This window comes from Enterococcus montenegrensis (assembly GCF_029983095.1).
Lineage (GTDB): Bacteria > Bacillota > Bacilli > Lactobacillales > Enterococcaceae > Enterococcus_C > Enterococcus_C montenegrensis.
Map to the genome: position 1 here is coordinate 2,438,413 of NZ_CP120467.1, position 20,012 is coordinate 2,458,424.

Sequence of the window (20,012 nt, forward strand, 5' to 3'; positions counted from 1 at the left end):
CTATCGCCTTTGGTTAGTTTCTATTTAATTGCACCGCTAGAAACACCGGCAATAAATCTTTTTTGAAAAACTATATAAATGACTACAACTGGAATAATCGAAATTGCGGTAGCAGCAAAAAGTCCGCCATAATCTGTACCATATTGGCCATTAAACAAGCGTAATCCAACTGATAAAAGTTGTTTTGATTCATCATTAATCATTAAATACGGCCATAGAAAATCTTCCCAGCTCCACAAGAATTGGAAAATTGCTAAACTGGCTATTGCATTTTGGGACATTGGTAAAATGATGCGATGAAAAATATAAAAATCACTTGCACCATCTACTCTTGCGGCTTCAATCAATTCGTCTGGAATTTGCGAAATCGCTTGACGGAACATAAAGATTCCAAATCCCGAAACCATTGATGGAATAATTAGCGCCTTATACGTATTCAGCCAGCCAAAGTCTACCATCATTTCGTATTTAGGAATAATAGTTACTGCCCATGGTAACATCATCGTACTTAAAACAACACCAAATAGTAAATTCTTTCCTTTAAAACGAAACTTCGCAAAAACAAACCCCATCAATGAACTAGTATAAATGATAATTACAGTTGTTAGTACTGATACAAACAAACTGTTTGCAAACATGCGCATAAAGTTAAATTTTTCTTGCACATCAATATAGTTCTGAAAAGTTGATGGCGTAGGAAATAACGAGCCAGTAATTTTTACAATCTCACTGTTTGGCGCAAAAGAAGAAACGAGCATCCAGATAAAAGGGATAATTGTCACCAAAGCCAATAACAACAAGACGACATTTAAAAGAATCGAACGGATATTTTTCATTGATTTTTCTTCCCTTCACCGGTGACTTTAAACATAATAATTGTTAAAATACCAATAATTACAAACAAGATAATCGCCATTGCAGAGGCCGAACCAAAGTTATACTTTACAAAAGCTTCATCATAAATCAAATAAGAAATAACATATGTCGAGGTCCCTGGTCCGCCGTCAGTCATGATCAAGATTTGGATGTAAGCTTGTAGATACGTAATTAGAGATGTAATTACAACAAACAAAGTCGTTGGTTTTAATAATGGGACAGTAATTTTCCAAAATGTTTGCCAAGAGGTGGCACCATCAATTTCAGCAGCTTCAAAAACATCTTCTGGCAACCCCATTAAGCCACCTAAAAAAAGCACGGTAGCATAGCCAAAGTCCTTCCAAATAGTCATAATAATAATCGCCGGTAACGCCCAGTGTGTATCTTTTAACCAATTAATATCAAGATGAAAAACCTTGTTAATCAGGCCAAATTGCGGATCAAACATCCACATCCAAACAAAAGAAACAGCTACTAATGGTGTGATGGTCGGCATATAAAATAGACCTTGAAACAATGTTTTAGCTTTGGTTAGTTTTGAGGAAATTAGCAATGCTAGTCCTAATCCTAGCACTACGCGGAATAAAACCGCAAAAAAAGTAAAAACAAATGTATTGGACATTGATTTCCAAAATAAATCACTGGTTAATACATCTTTGAAATTATCTAAACCAACAAAATCGTATTTATCGATCATTGGATTCCAATCATGTAAGCTTCCAGCAAATGCCTTGTAGATTGGGTAAACAAGAAAAATGGCAAAATAGATAATCAATAAAACGACCGCAACATTTTTCAGATTAAAAAAATTTCTTTTTTTATTAATAGCTTGCATTTACTTCACCCCTTTTTTACGTCTGCGTTAGCATATATAATTGAATAGTCATTTTTCCGCTAACTTTTTTAGAAAAAGGGTGTGTCAAATTTGTGACACACCCTACCTGACAACTTATTTTGCTTCGTCAATATGTGCGTAGCTATTTTCTAATGACGTAAAATCTGTATCCTTCATATCTTTTTCCATCTTTTCTTGTCCTGATTTTACGGCTGCATTCAAGTCTTTACCATTGAATAAAACATCTTCCATTGTTTGCGTTCCAGTACTTTCTACTGTAGCAGGGAATGGACCTGGCCAAATTAAACGCTCAACGCGAGGTGCAATAGCTTCTAAAACAGGATTTGCCATAATATCTTTATCGTTTGCTAATGATTTTTTTGTAGGGAACGATGCTAATGCTAAAGCACCTGTTTTGGAATATTCATCATTTGCTAAACAATATTTTAAGAAATCTTGTGCGACAGCTTGTTGTTCTTTGGCTTGATTTTTATTAATTCCTGGTGTGCTCTCCCCATTGAAACGATCATAGGCTAAAGGTGTATCTTCAGATGGTGTTGGTGTTGCGAAAACACCAAAATCCACATCTGGATAGTTGGTCTTTAATTCATTTAAATACCAACCCCATTTATAAACCATTGCAGATTGACCATTCCCAAAACTTTGTGAAGATTCTGCTCCAAAGTCTTTTGAACCTACGCCATCTTTTTCATATAGATCAATTAAAAATTGTAAATTTTCTTTTGTTACATCATTATCATAATTTACTTTTTTGCCATTATCTTTAAAGAGTAACTCTCCTTTTTGGTAATTTAAACCTTCGTAAATCGCACTATATGTTTCGCCGTTCCAGTTAAATCCAGCTTGCGTAATTTTACTACCATCTTTTTTGGTTAATTTTTTTGCAACTTCACGGAATTGGTCCCATGTTTTTGGAATATCTTTATCTGTTAAACCAGCATCTTGCCATAATTTTTTATTGTAATAAATATTGCCTGTGTTAATCATGCTATCGGTGTAATAAACTTTCCCGTCAATAATGTGAGGATCAACAGAAGTAAAATCTGCTGTTAAATCTGCTGTTTTAATGTCATAAGGTGCTAAATATGGAAACAACAAATCATGTTGTGAATTATGAATATTAAAAATTGCTGGTCCATTATCCCCTTTTAGCGCCAATGGTAATTTTGTCCAATAATCATCCCATGGATGGTTTACAACTTTAATAGTGACGTTCGGATAAATTTTTTCATAATCTTTTGCCATTGTGATGGCAGGATCACCTTCGTTCCAAGTCCAATACTCAATTTGGATTGGTTTACCATCATTGACTAGTTTATTGGGGTCAAATTTTACATGCTCCCCCAAAACTTCCATCCCTTTATCTTCTTTGGTGTCAGTTGTACCTTTTGCACTATCTTTGCTTGATGAACCACAGGCTGCCAAAGTGCCTACCATCAAAACTGTTGCTAGTGCTGTTAAAACTTTACTCATTTTCATGAAGTTCTCCTCCTTGTTAAGTTTAACGTTCAACTTCTCTTGTAGTTTAACGTTAAACTTAATTGTTGTCAACGCTTACATTATTATTTTTCAAATAAATAACAATTCATGCTCAAAATATCTATTGGCCAATTTATTAAAAGAAGAAAAAATCACAATTATTGCCTGCGAATATTTTGTACTTTTTCTTTTAAGCTAATACATTAAAAGTGAGTACCTCTGAAGGGGAGGCAACATCCCATGCCTGCAATTTATAATATACTCCCTCAACAACCCACTGATAAAATCCATTATCAATTACTATTACAACCTAAAAAAACAACCCATCCCTAAAAGGATAGGTTGTCATAGTCTTCAGTCTTACTAAACCGCTGATAAAGGGACGTTCCTAACAAAAGTATTCAACTACAGCCTGAAAAAGCCCGGAAACAAAGTAATCTTAAAATTGGTTTTTAATAATTTTTATCCGTTTATTCTTGAAGCTAGTGATGAAATGTCCTTTTTAAACTTCTTACTATCTTCTATTTCTTAGGAAAATGTGCTAGTTTAGCGTAGCCTTCCAATTCTTCTTCAATCCGTAAAAATTGATTGTATTTTTCCACTCGTTCACTGCGGGCCATAGAACCTGTTTTAATTTGTCCGGCATTCATTGCGACAGCAAAGTCAGCAATATAAGTATCACCAGTTTCTCCTGAACGATGGGAAATCATTGTATTGTAACCATTTTGGCGCGCCAATTTAATAGCTGTAATGGACTCAGAAACTGTGCCAATTTGGTTTAGTTTGATTAAAATTGCATTGGCGACGCCTTTATCAATGCCCTCTTTAAAAATAGTAGGGTTGGTAACAAAAATATCATCGCCAACTAGTTGAATGTTAGCCCCCATCGTATCCGTTTGTTTTTTAAACCCGTCCCAATCATGTTCGGAAAAACCATCTTCAATTGAAATAATAGCAGGGTATTTCGCTACTAATTCTTGGTAGTAGGTTAACATTTCGTCACTGGACATTTCTTTGCCTTCAAAGTTATATTTATGGGTATCCTCATTATAAAATTCGCTTGAAGCTGGATCTAGCGCAATCGCAATTTCTTCTTTTGGCATGTAACCAGCAGCTTTAATTGCTTCATACAATGTTTCGATAGCAGCTTCTGTACTACCTAGTTTTGGCGCAAAGCCGCCTTCATCCCCAACCGCTGTTTCAAGGCCTTTTTTAGCTAAAATTCCTTTTAGTGTGTGGTAGATATTGGCAATCTTTTCTACTCCATCACGGAAACTTGCTCTTTTAACTGGCGTAATCAAAAATTCTTGAACATCAATGCCCGAATCTGCATGGACACCACCATTAATTACGTTAAAAAATGGTTGTGGTAATTCTAAATCAACACCACCTAAATAACGATACAAAGGTTCCTTTTTGCTAGCGGCAGCGGCTCGACTAACCGCCATCGAAACACCTAAAATAGCGTTAGCACCCAACCGACTTTTATTGGCTGTGCCGTCTAAATCAATCATGATGTGATCAATTTTTTCTTGATCAAATGGACTCAACCCAACTAGTGCATCTTTGATTTCTGTGTTTACATTGTTCACTGCTTTTAAAACACCTTTGCCTTGCAGGCGATCACCGCCATCGCGCAATTCGACAGCCTCACGATCGCCAGTTGAAGCTCCTGATGGCACTTGTGCACGTCCTAATGTTGCATCAGATAAAATGACATCGACTTCGACGGTTGGGTTACCTCTTGAATCAAAAACTTCTCTTGCTTTAACATTTTCAATCACTACTGACATGATAATTCCTCCTTAGATTCTTTGGGTGGCAAAATTTGAAATGCAAAAAAACACCTGTTGTAAAAGTATTTGAAAACATCTCAAATAAACTCTTACAACAGGTGTCATCAGCCATTTCAGCACTTATAGGGAACACCATCCCTTTACGTGAAAATAATATCGCCATTTTCAAAAATTGTAAAACAAAAAGACTTTTGCTTTTAATTAGCCGTAAATTTCAAATTTTTCCGCTAAATAAATAAGATGAAATTTAAGTAACGGTTTAAACTGTTTCATAAATTTCATCTTATCACTAATGGTTACGCTAGACTTTTTTAATCTACGACTTGTTCATTTACATATTTGGCATATAAAGGATGCGTCATAATTAACTCACGGTGTGTCCCACTACCTGTGACTTCTCCATGTTCGATAAAGTAAATTTTATCTGCGTCAACAATCGTTGATAGGCGGTGCGCAATTACTAATGTTGTTCTTCCTGCCATTAACTGATCTAATGCTCGCTGTACTTTTTCTTCTGATTGGGAATCTAAACTTGCGGTAGCTTCGTCTAACATCAAGATATTCGGATTGCGTAAAAAGGCTCTGGCAATCGCAATTCGTTGCTTTTGTCCGCCGGATAATTTGACGCCCCGTTCGCCAATTTGCGTGTCCAATTGATCAGGAAAATCGCGAACAAACTGATCCGCATACGCTAATGACAAACCTTCCCACATTTTTTCATCTGTTAATAACTGATTTAAACCATATTGTAAATTGTCTCGAATACTACCGGCAAAAACCGCGCTATCTTGTGAGACATAGCCAATTTGTGAACGCCAATCTTTCAAAGACAAATCATTAATGTTTTGTCCGCCAATGGTAATGGTGCCCGATTTTGGTTCATAAAAACGTTCCAACAGACCAAAAATCGTTGACTTACCTCCGCCACTAGGTCCGGCAAATGCCACCACCGTATTAGGTTTAGCTTCAAAAGAAACATCTTGTAAAATCACTTTTGATTCATCGTAACTAAAAGATAAGTGATTTGCTTCAATCGTTTTACCTGTGACAGCGATATTAGTATCCACTGTAATTGTTTCCGTTGGCGTTTCTAAAATTGCTTGAATCCGTTCTGTTGCCCCCATTGCTTTTTGCACTTGAGAAAAGAAGGTAGCAAAGCTAGCAGCTGGTGTAATGATATTGAAGAGATACAATAAGAAAGCGACCAATTCACCACTCGTTAGTGTCCCTGCTTGCACCCGCACTGCGCCATAACCTAAAATACCAACAAATAAACCTAACATCGTCGTCATCATTACCGGTTGCAAAACAGCTTCAACTTTGGCATCTTTTAAACCCAGTTTAAAGATTTTATCAATATAGCGACCACCATTTTTAATTTCATAGCTTTCACCATTACTGGATTTAATTAAGCGAATCTCAGATATCTTCTCTGTCGTATCCGCATTAAAATCTGCTAACGCACCTTGCATTTGGCGCCCAATTTTCATCATCACTTTTCCAATTGGCATCATCACTAACATGACAATGGGCACAGATATAAACATTAGCGCCGCCATTTTCCAGTCCATGATAAATAAGATAATCACCGAGCCAACTAATTGAATAGCCCCCGTAATAAAATTAGGAAATTGGGTCGTTACCAAGTCCTTGATTACACTGGTATCGTTCACCAAACGAGAGCTACTTTCACCAGATTTATGGTCGTCATAATATGCGACAGGCAAATGTAACAAATGGTGCCATAATTTTTCTCGTAATGTTTTGACAGAGCTTTCCCCGACATAACGTAAAAAATAACCGCCAATTGCACCGAAACCTAAATATACGATAAACGCCAGCACCAAGACGGCAACCATTTTGCCATCGATTTTTGCTAATTCACTCGTATCTACTAATCCTTTTGTTAACTGTGGCACAACAAGACTCGCACCACTCGTGATTAAGCTTAGTAATAAACCAAAAGCAAAAAGTGCTTTTTTGGGGCTCACACTATTAATTAGTTTCAAAAAATCTTTAAATTTAAATGTTCCTTTAGCTTTTGGTAATTCATCCTCAAAAATTGCAGCTTCACGGCCGCCTCCACCTTGTGGCATTGTAAATTCCTCTTTTCTTCATTAAGCATCTGGCATTACGCACGTGTAAAGAAAAACCGCCTGTAACCTTTACAAACTTAAAATTTTTTGTAAAAAGCATCTGCCAGACTAAATCTTTTTAAACATGGTCATTTTAAAACGTCGTTAACGCTTTTAAAAATCTTTCCATTCATCTTGATCTTGTTGATCTTCTTTGCCGTGATTTGGCTTCATACCGCCAAATTTATTCTTCCAAAAATCAAACCAGGCCTCTTGTTGTTCTTTGGTTGCATGGGGGTGATTTTCGTGAAAATTACGACCACCATGACGGCTGCCACGCCCCCCTCTTGGTCCACCGCCAAAACCACCAAAGCCGCCAAAGCCGCCACGGAAATTACGCATTTGTTCTAAATCTTCAAATGACATTTCCCGCATTTTTTTCTGCATTTCCCGACGTAATTTGTTCATGTCCGCAGCATCCATTTCAGCCCATTCTTGCCCAAACTGTTCTTTAAAAACTTCCTGCATATTTTGAATAGCTGCGAGACGATCAAAAGGATCTACAAAGGCTTCGGCTTTTTGTTTCATGTCATCATTCCAGCCGTCTTTAATTTTTTGTAATAAATCTGCTAGTTCCGTCATTTCCTCTTCTGTCAAGCCATCAAAGAAATGTGCACTTTCACTTGTTTGTGCTGTCTGTGCCGATGCTTCTGCCTGCTTTTTGCCTACTTCGGTCAAAAATACTTTCTTAATACGTTTGTCCTGCTCATCTTCAATGCGTTTTATGGCGCCACTATTTTCTAATTTCTTCAATAATTCTGCCAGTGAACTAGGACTCAAACCCAAAATGTCTGCTAAATAGCCTTGGGTTAATCCGTCTTCCAAGCGCAATACTGCCAATACTCGCTGTTGCCCTGTTAATTTTTGTCTTTTACTCATAAACGCATTGCCAGCATCACTGATGAAACGAATTTGTTTTAATAATTGGTTACTAAATGTATTCATTAAAATTACCTCACTTTTATTACGGCACCGAATATTTCGGCACCGAACTTTATTACATTGGTGATTATATTTCGGTACCGAACAATTGTCAACACTTTTTTCTCAAAAAATTTCAAATCACTTTTTTCTAAAAAAAATCCATACTTTCTTTATAGTCAACAAAAAAACACCAACTTTTATTATCCATTTGGCGTGAATAATAAAATAGTTGGTGTCATTTCGCTAAAATGCGAAAGAATGATTCTAACGAATTGAAGTTGAACGTTAGCCTCACAAATGTATTATACCTGATTTTCATTACATTTGTCCTTAATAATCTATAGCAAGCTGTCACTTACAAGCTAAAAAATTGAATCCCAAACCAAGCTTTACGCTGTCACAAAAATTTTGACTAGCGATGATGCGAATCGAATTATCCCCAAAATTTCCAAATTCTTCTAGCTGCTTGTTTCGTCCTGAAGCTTTCCTTTTGAAACCTTTACTTTATAAGTAGCCCGATCCAAACAAAAAAGCCGCCCACTAACTTTGCTGGAAACGGCTTTTGTTTATAAGCAGACCTACAATTTAGAATAATGTTGCAATATAAAGTAAAATCGCCGAAGCAACTGCCAAAATACCGAAGGCTTTCAAACCCACTTTAAACCATTTTGAAAAGTTAATTTCTGCAATCGCTAATCCGGCTAACAACACGCCACCTGTTGGGGAAATAATGTTCATTAACCCATTGCCAAACTGATTACTTAAAACAATAACATCGCGATTTAGACCTAGTAAGTCACCTAATGGAGCCATTACTGGCATCGTTAAAGCAGCAGCCCCTGAAGATGATGGTACAAAGAATGTTACTAAAACTTGTGCACCTAACAAAATGGTCGAAAATAATGCCTTGGGTAGTCCCCCTAAAAGAGTGGCCAAACTATTTAAAATCGTATCGATAATCATACCATTTTCTAAGATTACCAAAACTCCCCGTGCTAAACCGATGATCACAGCAGCATAGGCGAAATCTGCACAGCCTTCTACAAAAGCCTCCGCGATCTTCTTTTGTCCAAATTTAGCGACAACACCAGCAAATAAGGCCAGCGCGACAAACAATGCCGAAATTTCCACCATGTACCATCCTTGGGCAATAATCCCCCAGATCATAACGCCTAAACCGCCGATAAATCCAGCCACAATCAACTTATCACCATTGGAAAATGGCTTGTCTTGCTCAAAATTTTGAAATTTACTTTTGACCAATTGATCGCTAGCATAAACGATTGAACTTTCAGGATTCGCTTTTACTTTACGGGCATAATTCATAGTGAAAATAATAGAAATTGCAGTTAAAATGACCCAACAAATGACGCGATAGCCTAATAATGGATTGCCATGTACACCTGCAACGCCTTGGGCAATCAAAACATTAAAAGGATTAATCGTTGATCCAACATAGCCCACTTGCGTTCCCAAAAATAAAATTAAAATTGCCGTCATCGAATCATAGCCTAATGAAAACATCAACGAAATAAATACTGCAAATAAAGGAATCGCCTCTTCACTCATGCCAAAAGTCGATCCGCCAAGACTAAATAAGATCATAGACAGCGGAATTACTAAAATTCCTTTATCCCCAAGAGAAGTTGCTAATGAAAACAAAGCACGGTCCACTGCTCCCGTTTTTAGAATAACCCCAAAAGCACCACCAACAACCAACACAAAAGCAACTACTTCAACCGCCGAAATAATTCCCGCAGCTGGCGCCTCTAAGATAGCACCAATTCCTTGACCATAGCCAGCCTTAGCGATTTGGTGATACGTTCCCGGAACAACTGTTGTTTTTTCTGCGCCGTTAATATTTTCAACAACTGTCTCAAATTGACCACTGGGAATAACCCAAGTTAAAATTGCAGCTGCGATAATCAAGCAAAAAATCAATGTATAGCTATGGGGAAAGGCAAATTTCTTTTTTGCTTTTGTTTCTGTTACTTCCATTTCTTTTCCTCCTTCAATTACAAAAATACGTATCAAGACGTTATGGTTTTGACTAAATTTTTTTAACTTTGGTAAACGACCTGCCCATCAATATAGGTGGCGACTACTTTTGCTTTAGTTAAAGCCATAATATCATGAGTCGTTAAATCTTGATCAAAGATTGCTAAATGTGCTTTTTGTCCTTTACATAAAGTACCACAGTCCAGCATACCATTTGCGGCAAAAGCATTTTGGGTAAACGTTTGCAGCAAGGTAAGACAATCTAGCCCTCTTTTTTCTTGCCAGCGTTTCTGTCCATGAGGAAACTTACGCCAAACACTGCGGATAATGGACTCTGGTAAGTCTGTCATGAAAAGTGGTAAATCAGTACCACTGGTAAGCAATACCTTTGCATCTTTTAAGGTGCCATAATTAAAGAAACGCTCAGCATATTTTTGTGGCAAAACATTTTCCATATAGCTTTTTTCATAACTATCATTTAGTCCCAATACTTGCGGATAGATTTCTGCTACAATCTTGTTATCTGCCATTTTCTGTGCAGTTTGCTTAGTGACCATTTCTAAATCACTGATAGAATTATAAACACCTTTAGGTAAACGCTTACCATTTCGAGCTAAAATTTCAGCAGCTTTTGCTGCCGCTTTATCGCCTTCTGTGGTTAAACAGCAAGGAATATTTTGACTATTGCACGCTTTCACTAAATTATAAATAGCAGTGTAATCAATCTGTGGCTGTATTTGCTCAGAAGAATAGTTTCCAAAGGTAGCACCTGTTTCATCTGCTACTACGCCATCTACCATAATTTTTGCACCGCCGAAAGTGATATTTTTTGCAAATTCAGCTTGCTGATATTGGATTAACTGCGCTATATTCAAGGGTTTTGCCACCGCTTGAATATAAAATCGTGTTTGAATTTTCCCTTGTGGACGTCTTTTAAAATAATCGGCATTGTCAAAAACAATTTCTTTTGTTGCGACCACGCCACGAGAAAGCAAGGCTCTTTCATACTTTTGATAAACACAAGCCAGCTCAGCTTCATTCCTTAATAACTCGTTAATCAACTTTTCAGCTGCCTCAGCACTGGTATCTGTTTCCTTAAAACCATAGCGCATTTTAGCAGCACGATTTAACCAACAATACGAACGATTTTTATCGATGCCACTAATTGCACCGGCATAATTTAGGTTATCTAAATCTTGTTGCGTTGGTTTTTCTGACCATTGTGTCAAGTCAAAGCCGTGAAAATAAATCGGCTCTCTTTGTTTTTTTGTTGCTGCGGTCTTGATCTTTTTTAAAGCAGCATCTTTATCTAAACACTGGCTTAAATCAAGACCTGCATTCATCCGCAAATAGCCGCTAAAAAAGACATGATTATCAAACAAGCCAGGCATCACAAAATAATCATCATATTCAAGTAGTTGGCGATTATTAGAAATTTCACCATATTCCCAGTTGAAAAATTTCGCGGTAATCTGGTCATCTTCTATCACAATGTGGCCTTTTTGAACGGGATGAATACCATCAAAAAGCAAATTGGTGCGAATAATTGTTTCCATGATTCCTCCTTCAGCAAATTGCTTGGCGGCAAATCAAATACTAAAAGTATAGGCATCACCTAAATAAAACTGCTTACCAAAATGAATTGGGCGCATATTTTGATCCTTCACTACTGTTTGCATGTAAAAAAACGGAGTCCCGATCGCAACGGCCATCGTCGTAGCGATAAAATCATCGGCAGAAACAATTTCTAATGTTGTTTCCCCTGGATTAATTGGTAAAATATCATGTTCTCTTAAAATAGCATATAACGAACCGGTTAAATCTTCTGTTTGTAAAAAAGAAAAACGTTCAAAATCAAAATAGTTATTTTCCAGTAGTAAAGGTACACCATTGCCTAGACGTTTTCTTTGGGTGTATAAAACTTTAGCCCCCACCGGTATTTCTAATTTTTCCGCTAGTTCTTGATTTGCGGCTAGTACTTCTTTTTTTAATAAAATACTCGTCGTCTTTAACTGACTACTTTTTCCGCTATCACTAAAACCGGTCACGTACTCAATTTTGCGTAATACTTTGTGACCGCTAATAAACGTTCCTTTGCCTTGTTTTTTTACCAAATAACCTTCTGCCACCAATTCTTCAATCGCTTTACGAACTGTAATCCGGCTGACACCATAATTTTCAATAAATTCTGGTTCTGTTGGGATGCGTTTGTTTTCAGTATATTCGCCGGTATTTATTTTTGTTTTGATTACTTCTTTTAATTGTTTATATAGTGGCAATTGTGCATTAGCATCAAGCATATTAGTCCCTCACTTAGTTTTTGATCAAAAAGATCTCTCCTCAAGTAGAGTACCAAATGCCCTTGTTTAACACAAGCCGCTAGTAGGCAACACCATAACCAAAAGAGCCTTCTATAAGGCAAGATTCTCCTGCAAAATTATTTCCTGCTTCCATGGCTTCTATAATGCCAGCCCCTTTTAAATAATGAATTAAAAAGGCCGTCAAAAATGAATCTCCTGCTGCCATTGTATCCACAGGTTCCTTTAAAATTGGTACAACTTCATAAAAATTTTGACCATCATAAGCAAAAGCAGACTTAGCGCCGCGAGTAACAATTAAAACTTCATTATTACCGGTAAAATGCTCATGCAAAAACTGTTTTGTATCCTCATCACTGCTGTCGCTCATGGAGAAAAAGCCGAAGTTTACTGCAGCGATCGCATTTTGAATTTCAGTTTCAGTAAAATCGTCAGAAAAATCATATGAAATTTTAGCTGGGACTGCTTTTAAAGCCGGTAACAAATGATTCACGTGGCTGTATAACCCCATATGAATTAAATCAAAACTTTTTAAATAGGCTTGATCTTCCTTGGTTAAAGTAAGCGGGTGCGTCCGCGTTACGCCACCTTCATTACTGCCTAAAAAAATACGATCTCCCGCTTTAATTTCCACACGTGCACAACCATTTTCGCCTTCAACTACACGAGAATGACTATTATCCAAACCAATTTCATCTACAACTTTTTTGACATGCTGCCCTTCTCTATCTGTTCCAAAGACCCCCATAAAACTGCTTTTTACTCCTAATTTTTGCGCAAATACGGCAAAATTCAGAGAATTCCCTCCTGGATACATCAGCTGATAGTTCACGTACTTATCAACAACATTGTCGCCTAATCCAAGAACCTTCATTGCAACTGCCCCTTTCTTTACAATTTATTTTTACATTTGCAAAAATAACAAATATATTTTATTTTTCAAGAGAAAGACAGTTACGAAGTTTTGGCAACTGTCTTTAAAAAAATATTTTAATAAGCAACTTTTCCCATATAGCGGCGCACGTCTAAATCATGCTGGCGCACGTTAGCTAACGCTAAGCGGTATTCAGCTAAAACGCTATAGAATAAAATTGGATTGAAAAATTCGTTAACTTCTTGTGCAATTAAATCCAACCCTAATTCTTTTGCATCGACATACTCGACATTTTTAGCATATGCTTGCAAGAAAGTTTTTGCCCGCTCATCTAGTGGTCGGCTGCGTCCTTCACTCATTAACATAATGTAATTGCGATCTTGATCTGTCACTTCAAAAGGTCCGTGGAAATATTCGCCTGAGTGGACAGCAGTTGAATCCAACCACTGCATCTCCATTAACGAACAAATTGAAAAACCATAAGCGTGACCATAACTAGGTCCACTGCCCATAATGTAGAACATCGTATCATTTTGATATTTATCAGCAAAAACTTTTACCCGCTCTTGTACTTGGTTAATTGCATTTTTTACGACGGTATCAATAATGCCCATACCTTCTTTAAATTTATCATAGTGAGCATACCCTTCTGTTTGCGCAACGAGTGAAACTGTTAAATCCAAAATAATCGCCATTGGATTGTTTTTCACTTCAGCATCTGCTCCCCAATCATATAAAAAACTGTAATTTGATACCGAAAATAAATCAGCTTCTTTATTATGAGTTAGCCCCACTGTTTGTGCGCCGCGACTTTGTGCCACGTTTCCAGCTGCAACGGTTTCTTTGGTATTACCACCATGGGAGCATAAAATGACAACCGAATTTTCATCTAAAGCTTTCGGTGGCACGTGACAAAACTCATTAGCAGTATACCAACCGGTAAAACATTTGCTTGATTCAGCTTTCATAAAGTACTCTGCCACATACATGTCAACTAAAGAACCCCCACAAGCAACAAAATAAATACCTGAAAGCTGCCCTTCATTTTTAGCCAAAATTTTCTCAACAGTTTTGGTTACGTCCATTTTTTGTCCTCCTAAATTTAAAAAAATTGTTTAAATAGCGTACCTGTTTTTACAGTAAATCATTTTTGTGTTTATAACGTTATATGACGTTTTGTATTTTTAGTGTAATCGATTTCTATTTATTGGTCAATAGTTTCTTAGAATTTTTTTGCTCTTGAACTTACAATCTAAGTGCACACGTAAAAAATGACTCATACCGAATTCCCAACTAGAAAAGTCTTATCTAAGAAAACTACTAGGAAGAATTCAATTATGAGTCACTATGTCATCTTACCATGTTCGCATAAAGAGAAGTTCTATTATCTTTACAACGACACTAGCGGTTAGCAAACACGCACAACACAGCGTAAAAATGTTTTTTACATGATCTCTAACCGTTTAAACCTTAGGGGATACAAGCCAAAGCAACCAACCAATAGGCTCCTAAATAAAACTTTAGGAGCCTATTTTTAATACTCATACCTACGGGATAAAAAAAAATCTCTTAAGGTACTAACAAAATTGGTTAATTACTTAAAAGAGTCTTCGTAAATTTCATACTATGAACATTGAATTTACTTGCTTAAAGCTTAGCAAGTAATTTTGAAAAGTTTGGAATAGAGGTTTTAGATTGTTTCTGGAACTTAAGCAAAGAATCAATCATAGCCTCAATTTCTCGAAAGTCACCTTCTTGCATTTTCATTATAGGAGTAGCAAATATAAGCTTCATGATACTGTAAGCTACTTTAGCGTTAGAAAATACAGTGCCAAGCATAGGTGGAGTGATCTTAACACCATTGTCTTTTAATATCTGAAAGGCTTCTTTATAACTTAATGAAGCTAAACGCATTAGCTCTTTTTTCTCTTTTTTATTACTAATACCAGCTTGAAGCTTGTCGAAGGTATTTAATACCGTAACCAAAGCAGCATGAGTTTTAAGCCAATCATCTAATTTTTTATCTATTTCCCATGCATAATTCGTATTAGAAAAAATAGCTTCAAGAATAGGTTTAAGCTTAGAGGTATTAACAGATGAATTGATCTTAAGCTTCCCTTTTTCAAACCTTAAGATTGTTATCAAGTCTTCTTTTCTAGTACCGCCTGTTGTTTGGAAACCAAAGGATACATTCTTATTACTTGTTGCAAGACTCATTAATTGGGTTTCAAGATATAAGGTATCCATTTGATTTCCTACAAATATGATATTTTCACTCATGTTGGTAGCTAAAACAGGTAACACACTCTCAAAATCACTATATTTCATAGTAACAAAAATGATGTCATAAAAATCATCTGCGTTAAGTTGTTCAACATACGTTAACGTATCAACTGTACGTTTCTTTTGTAATTGATGATAAAGAACTAAATTATCTGATCGCAATTGAGCTAATCTTTTATTACGAGCCAACATTACGACTTGGTTATGAGAGTTTTGAGCTAAACTATGTGCTAAGTAACTTCCTTGAATACCAGCACCATAAATCAATATTTTCATAATTAAACACCTCCATAATAGACACGTGTTGATTAATCAACATCTGAAAGTTATAGTAAGTTAAAGAAATATTCAAAGCAATCAACAGATTTAGAAATATGTTGATTACTCAACATAAAAGGATGAATGATTATGGATAGAAGGAAAAGGAAGACGCAAGCTAATATTGTCAATGCGTTTTATGAAGTTATCGCAAAAGAAAGCTTTGAACAACTCACAGTAAGCAAACTGTGTGAAGTAGCTGATATTAATAGAGGAACGTTCTATCTTAATTATCTGGACAAGTATGATTTACTTGAACAAGTAATTAAGGAAGAGATCAGAAGTTTAACTGAATTTTGTGCAGAACATGAAGAAAATGCAGATCACTTAACAAAAACCCTCGAATATATGTTAACTAAAAAAGACATGATTTCCTTATTACTAAAAGCAGATACTCAGGGTTTCTTTACTACTCAATTGAGAGATTTCTTACTGACAGAAAACTATTCTGTCTCAGAGGTGAACGCAATCTTTATCACCAATGGTTTGGTAGGCGTATTGACACACTTGCTTACAACCAACGAGCCTTCTGAAAAGATAATTTCAGACTTTACAAGATTTTTAAGGCAACATCAAAACTTTATTGAACTTACGAAATCATAAATACCAACTTAGACACAAACTACAGGAGCGTTAGCGACAAAAGCTAACGCTCTATTTGTTTACATTCACACAGACGGTTTAACACTTAAACCCTTCATGACTTTACATACACCTAAACATTTTTTGACAATTCCACAGATAAGATAAAATCCAACTCATTTATCCTACCATCACCTAAAAATGACTTAGAAACACCTAAGGAGATAAGTAGCTAGGACACCCCCAGAAAAATCTTAGTAATTGCTACATTCCCTGATAAAAAGTTAAGCAAACTAAAGCAATATTGTCAGAAGCATTCTTTAAGGAATCTTTTGTGCTTCTATCACCTTAGGTACTACTTGATGAGGTAGTAAGTTTTAGAACCCGAGGAACTAACAGCTAATTCAATCTATCGCTTAAAACAATTGCTTGTAAGAATTTTTCAACGAAAAAAGTAGCAATATCATGCCACGATTTGTTATTGAAGTACTATTTTTGATAACCTAAGTTAATCATCATCTTTTTTCACAAAACTAATCGCCGTCCAACCCATTTTATAGCCTGCATTCAAAAAAGCATTAATAGAATCTGTATGTGAAAATTCCGTTCTTGCCACCGGAATCTTCGTATTATTCGTCCCATGCCTAATTTCAGCTGTAAGCTTTTGAATTAACTTTGTCGCCAATCCTTGTTTACGATAATGTGGCAAAATATTCATACCAATTTCGTAACAGTATTTGCCATTTTCATTACAGCCGGCCATCCCGATAATTTCACCATTCATTTGATAGGCAACCCCTATTTTGTCAGGGTCTTCATCGCTATCGGCGAAACATTGATCAAAATTCTTTTGATTTTTAAATTGCTTAATATCTTCTTCATAAAAAATTTTTATGGCCTCATCTTCTTTATTGACTATTTTTTGAGGAAGTAAAAACGTGCCCCACTCATTTAAAGAATAACCATTTTCTGCTAAAATCGCTTGGAAAGTTTGAATATTTTGTAATTCAAAAAACCACTGATTGTTTTTGCCTTGATATTGTTTTTTTAATTGCGCCAGTAAAGGTGCGCTATTTGCCCGTACATAAAGTTTTCCTTGATAAATAAGCGCAACACCGGCAAATCTATGATAGGAAAACATTTCTTTTGTCGGTTGTCCATAACAAAAAACATCTGTAGTTAAGTCAGCTATAGAACAGCCAATATCAAGAGCAAATTGTTCTGTTATTGTATGCATATATTCTCCAATCGTAAAAATAATGTACAAAAAACATCCTATACTAGTATAAGCATAGGATGTTTAAAAATGACAATTAAGCTCTAAATTAACGTAAACGTTCTACGTCACGGGCAATCATTAATTCTTCGTCAGTTGGAATTAGTAATACTTTTACTTTTGATTCTGGTGTAGAGATGTCTAATTCTTCACCGCGAACTTTATTTTTCTCTGAATCAATTTCGCAACCAAACCAAGTCATGCCTTTAATAACTTCATTACGCACGTGCGCATCATTTTCACCGATACCCGCCGTGAAGACAATTGCATCAACGCCGTTCATTGTTGTTACGTAGCCGCCAATGTATTTGCGAATACGGTCAGTGAAGACATCATACGCAATTTTTACTTCTTCTTTATCATAGTTTGCTTCAAGATCACGCATGTCGCTGGAAAGACCTGTTAGACCAAGTAAACCAGATTTTTTATTTAAAATATCAACCATTTCTTCAATGTTGATGTTTAATTTATCCATTAAGTATGGTAAAACGGCTGGGTCAATATCACCAGAACGTGTTCCCATTGTTACACCAGCAAGTGGTGTGAAGCCCATTGAGGTATCGACAGATTTACCACCATCAACAGCTGTGATTGAAGCTCCATTACCTAAATGGCATGTAATAATTTTTAACTCTTCAATTGGTTTACCTAACATTTCAGCAGCACGTTCTGAAACATAGCGATGGCTAGTGCCGTGGAAGCCATATTTACGCACTTTGAAGTCATTATAGTATTCCATTGGCAAGCTATATAGATAGTTGTGTTTTGGCATTGACGCGTGGAATGAAGTATCAAAAACAGCAACACTGATAATTTCTGGTAAGATTTTTTTGAAAGCTTGAATTCCCATTAAGTTAGCTGGATTATGTAATGGTGCAAATTCAGCTAATGCTTGGATGTTTTCCATTACTTCATCGTCGATAACAACAGAATCTTTATATGTTTCGCCGCCGTGAACAACGCGATGACCAACACCGGTAATTTCGTCATAGTTGGCTAAAATTTCTAAATCAATTAATTTATCCAACAACATTTTAACAGCAACTTCATGGTCATGAATATCCACAACCTCATTGTATTTTTTATCTTCGCCGTATTTAATTGTGAAGATTGAATCTTTTAAGCCGATTCTTTCCACGATTCCTTTAGCGACAACACTTTCTTCTGGCATTTGATACAATTGCCATTTCAAACTTGAGCTTCCTGCATTGATTGCGATTGTTTTAGACATGTTACTCTCCTTCTAAATAATTAATTAGCTAACTTCCAGTCTTCAAATTGTTTAAAGAATTTAGCAATGACTTTTTCATCTGTTAGTGAAGCCAATTTTGCTAAAAAGACTTCCTTTTGACTTGCATTTTCACCATGATTTTGCACGATTAGAATGCTTTTACGTGATTGTTCGGAACGGAAAAGTTGGTCTGGCAATTGGATTAAACCTTGTAAAAAGACTTTTTCAGCCAACCACTTTTTGAAATATGTCGCTTGTTCAGACTCAAGTAAATTGCTTGGTACTAAAAACAAACCATAGCCCGCGTCTTTCACATAATTCATTGCTTGTTCCATCAATAAATGATGTGCGTATGAATGTCCTTGGGTGACACCGGTGATAAAATCTTGCACTTTTTGATCGTTAGGATAGTAGCCAATTGGTAAATCAGAAATTGCCGCATCAGTTGGATCTAATAATAAGTCTTGCAAGCTGTCTTGATGGAAAAGCTGCATATTCCCTTTAGTCCATTCTGCATCTGCCGCTGCGACCGCCAATAACGTATCGTCGATATCGACACCAACACCCTTTGCTTCATAACCAGCAATTTTTAAGTTTAACAGGGCTGTTAATAATAAATTCCCCATTCCGACTGCTGGATCAAAAATAGTTAAGCTTTGTTTTTTGTCAGAATAAAACTGCTCCAATAAATAAACAAACAAAAATCCTAACCCATCTGGTGTTAACTGATGATTGGCTTGCAACTTTTCTGTCTTACTACCTTTTAATAAAAGTAATTGGGATAACTTACGTAAATCTTCTCCTGCTAAAGGGATTTCCTTTAGCTCTGTGTACAATGCTTCGATTTTCCCAACAGTCTCAGCATTTGGTACACCATCTAAGATTCGTACAGTAAATCCATCCAATTGGTTTTCCACATTCTCGATGTATGCATCCAGAAATGAGGACCCCAAAGCATTTTGCAGCAGTTGGACTGCTTCAAGATTCAATGAAAAAGCTTTTTCGAATTGATCAGGAAACATATGACACCTTCTTTCTGGAGATTATAACACCTTTTGTACCTGTT

At 36.3% G+C, this 20,012-nt stretch carries 16 protein-coding genes and 1 riboswitch; of the genes, 1 reads left to right on the forward strand and 15 read right to left on the reverse strand.

Going from position 1 to position 20,012, the window contains the following annotated elements; translation table 11 throughout:
* Positions 1-20 precede the first annotated feature (20 nt).
* The 12 genes from P3T75_RS11730 to P3T75_RS11785 form a co-directional block, all read right to left on the reverse strand.
* The gene (locus tag P3T75_RS11730) at positions 21-836 is read right to left on the reverse strand and encodes a carbohydrate ABC transporter permease (RefSeq protein ID WP_206902202.1); all 816 of its coding nucleotides are present in this window, start codon (positions 834-836) and stop codon (positions 21-23) included.
* The gene (locus tag P3T75_RS11735; protein WP_206902201.1) at positions 833-1,711 is read right to left on the reverse strand and encodes a carbohydrate ABC transporter permease; all 879 of its coding nucleotides are present in this window, start codon (positions 1,709-1,711) and stop codon (positions 833-835) included. The genes P3T75_RS11730 and P3T75_RS11735 overlap by 4 nt, the downstream gene beginning before the upstream one ends.
* A gap of 114 nt (positions 1,712-1,825) precedes the next feature.
* Positions 1,826-3,211: an extracellular solute-binding protein gene (locus tag P3T75_RS11740; RefSeq protein ID WP_206902200.1), complete on the reverse strand. Its 1,386-nt coding sequence runs from the start codon at positions 3,209-3,211 to the stop codon at positions 1,826-1,828.
* A gap of 521 nt (positions 3,212-3,732) precedes the next feature.
* The gene (gene eno, locus P3T75_RS11745; protein ID WP_282461688.1) at positions 3,733-5,004 is read right to left on the reverse strand and encodes a phosphopyruvate hydratase; all 1,272 of its coding nucleotides are present in this window, start codon (positions 5,002-5,004) and stop codon (positions 3,733-3,735) included.
* Positions 5,005-5,095: 91 nt separating this feature from the next.
* Positions 5,096-5,156: riboswitch (Fluoride riboswitch) on the reverse strand.
* Between the two features lie 162 nt (positions 5,157-5,318).
* Complete coding sequence (locus P3T75_RS11750) at positions 5,319-7,103, reverse strand: ABC transporter ATP-binding protein (RefSeq protein WP_282461689.1); 1,785 nt, start codon at positions 7,101-7,103, stop codon at positions 5,319-5,321.
* 153 nt (positions 7,104-7,256) lie between these two features.
* Entirely contained in the window at positions 7,257-8,087 is an 831-nt protein-coding gene (locus P3T75_RS11755; protein WP_282461690.1) for a MarR family winged helix-turn-helix transcriptional regulator, read from the reverse strand.
* A gap of 564 nt (positions 8,088-8,651) precedes the next feature.
* Positions 8,652-10,064 (reverse strand): YfcC family protein, encoded by a 1,413-nt coding sequence (locus P3T75_RS11760; protein WP_282461691.1) that lies wholly within the window; start codon positions 10,062-10,064, stop codon positions 8,652-8,654.
* A gap of 62 nt (positions 10,065-10,126) precedes the next feature.
* Entirely contained in the window at positions 10,127-11,620 is a 1,494-nt protein-coding gene (locus P3T75_RS11765) for an amidohydrolase family protein (RefSeq protein ID WP_282461692.1), read from the reverse strand.
* Between the two features lie 33 nt (positions 11,621-11,653).
* Positions 11,654-12,364 carry a GntR family transcriptional regulator gene (locus P3T75_RS11770; protein ID WP_206902192.1) on the reverse strand — a complete coding sequence of 237 codons (711 nt, stop codon included), beginning with the start codon at positions 12,362-12,364 and terminating at the stop codon, positions 11,654-11,656.
* 79 nt (positions 12,365-12,443) lie between these two features.
* Complete coding sequence (locus P3T75_RS11775; RefSeq protein ID WP_282461693.1) at positions 12,444-13,256, reverse strand: fructoselysine 6-kinase; 813 nt, start codon at positions 13,254-13,256, stop codon at positions 12,444-12,446.
* 116 nt (positions 13,257-13,372) lie between these two features.
* A complete protein-coding gene (locus P3T75_RS11780) occupies positions 13,373-14,341 on the reverse strand; it encodes an SIS domain-containing protein (RefSeq protein ID WP_206902190.1) in 969 nt (322 codons plus the stop codon).
* Positions 14,342-14,903: 562 nt separating this feature from the next.
* Positions 14,904-15,815 carry a ketopantoate reductase family protein gene (locus tag P3T75_RS11785; RefSeq protein WP_282461694.1) on the reverse strand — a complete coding sequence of 304 codons (912 nt, stop codon included), beginning with the start codon at positions 15,813-15,815 and terminating at the stop codon, positions 14,904-14,906.
* 132 nt (positions 15,816-15,947) lie between these two features.
* Between P3T75_RS11785 and P3T75_RS11790 the strand changes: the two genes are divergently transcribed.
* Entirely contained in the window at positions 15,948-16,460 is a 513-nt protein-coding gene (locus P3T75_RS11790; RefSeq protein WP_206902188.1) for a TetR/AcrR family transcriptional regulator, read from the forward strand.
* Between the two features lie 487 nt (positions 16,461-16,947).
* Here P3T75_RS11790 and P3T75_RS11795 read toward each other — a convergent pair whose 3' ends face one another.
* From P3T75_RS11795 to P3T75_RS11805, 3 genes are all read right to left on the reverse strand, one after another.
* Positions 16,948-17,676, reverse strand: coding sequence for a GNAT family N-acetyltransferase (locus tag P3T75_RS11795; RefSeq protein ID WP_230710369.1), 729 nt, complete (start codon positions 17,674-17,676; stop codon positions 16,948-16,950).
* Positions 17,677-17,764: 88 nt separating this feature from the next.
* Positions 17,765-18,946, reverse strand: coding sequence for an acetate/propionate family kinase (locus tag P3T75_RS11800; protein WP_206902183.1), 1,182 nt, complete (start codon positions 18,944-18,946; stop codon positions 17,765-17,767).
* A 20-nt stretch (positions 18,947-18,966) separates the two neighbouring features.
* Positions 18,967-19,968, reverse strand: a complete 1,002-nt coding sequence (locus P3T75_RS11805) for a class I SAM-dependent methyltransferase (protein WP_206902182.1) — start codon at positions 19,966-19,968, stop codon at positions 18,967-18,969.
* Positions 19,969-20,012: the final 44 nt, after the last annotated feature.

Bases quoted from the DNA above. Each gene is read 5' to 3' on its own strand.
- P3T75_RS11785 (WP_282461694.1), bottom strand. From the start codon at position 15,815: ATGAAAATATTGATTTATGGTGCTGGTATTCAAGGAAGTTACTTAGCA.
- P3T75_RS11760 (WP_282461691.1), bottom strand. From the start codon at position 10,064: ATGGAAGTAACAGAAACAAAAGCAAAAAAGAAATTTGCCTTTCCCCAT.
- eno (WP_282461688.1), bottom strand. From the start codon at position 5,004: ATGTCAGTAGTGATTGAAAATGTTAAAGCAAGAGAAGTTTTTGATTCA.
- P3T75_RS11800 (WP_206902183.1), bottom strand. From the start codon at position 18,946: ATGTCTAAAACAATCGCAATCAATGCAGGAAGCTCAAGTTTGAAATGG.
- P3T75_RS11735 (WP_206902201.1), bottom strand. From the start codon at position 1,711: ATGCAAGCTATTAATAAAAAAAGAAATTTTTTTAATCTGAAAAATGTT.
- P3T75_RS11730 (WP_206902202.1), bottom strand. From the start codon at position 836: ATGAAAAATATCCGTTCGATTCTTTTAAATGTCGTCTTGTTGTTATTG.
- P3T75_RS11750 (WP_282461689.1), bottom strand. From the start codon at position 7,103: ATGCCACAAGGTGGAGGCGGCCGTGAAGCTGCAATTTTTGAGGATGAA.
- P3T75_RS11775 (WP_282461693.1), bottom strand. From the start codon at position 13,256: ATGAAGGTTCTTGGATTAGGCGACAATGTTGTTGATAAGTACGTGAAC.
- P3T75_RS11740 (WP_206902200.1), bottom strand. From the start codon at position 3,211: ATGAAAATGAGTAAAGTTTTAACAGCACTAGCAACAGTTTTGATGGTA.
- P3T75_RS11780 (WP_206902190.1), bottom strand. From the start codon at position 14,341: ATGGACGTAACCAAAACTGTTGAGAAAATTTTGGCTAAAAATGAAGGG.
- P3T75_RS11770 (WP_206902192.1), bottom strand. From the start codon at position 12,364: ATGCTTGATGCTAATGCACAATTGCCACTATATAAACAATTAAAAGAA.
- P3T75_RS11790 (WP_206902188.1), top strand. From the start codon at position 15,948: ATGGATAGAAGGAAAAGGAAGACGCAAGCTAATATTGTCAATGCGTTT.
- P3T75_RS11805 (WP_206902182.1), bottom strand. From the start codon at position 19,968: ATGTTTCCTGATCAATTCGAAAAAGCTTTTTCATTGAATCTTGAAGCA.
- P3T75_RS11755 (WP_282461690.1), bottom strand. From the start codon at position 8,087: ATGAATACATTTAGTAACCAATTATTAAAACAAATTCGTTTCATCAGT.
- P3T75_RS11765 (WP_282461692.1), bottom strand. From the start codon at position 11,620: ATGGAAACAATTATTCGCACCAATTTGCTTTTTGATGGTATTCATCCC.
- P3T75_RS11795 (WP_230710369.1), bottom strand. From the start codon at position 17,676: ATGCATACAATAACAGAACAATTTGCTCTTGATATTGGCTGTTCTATA.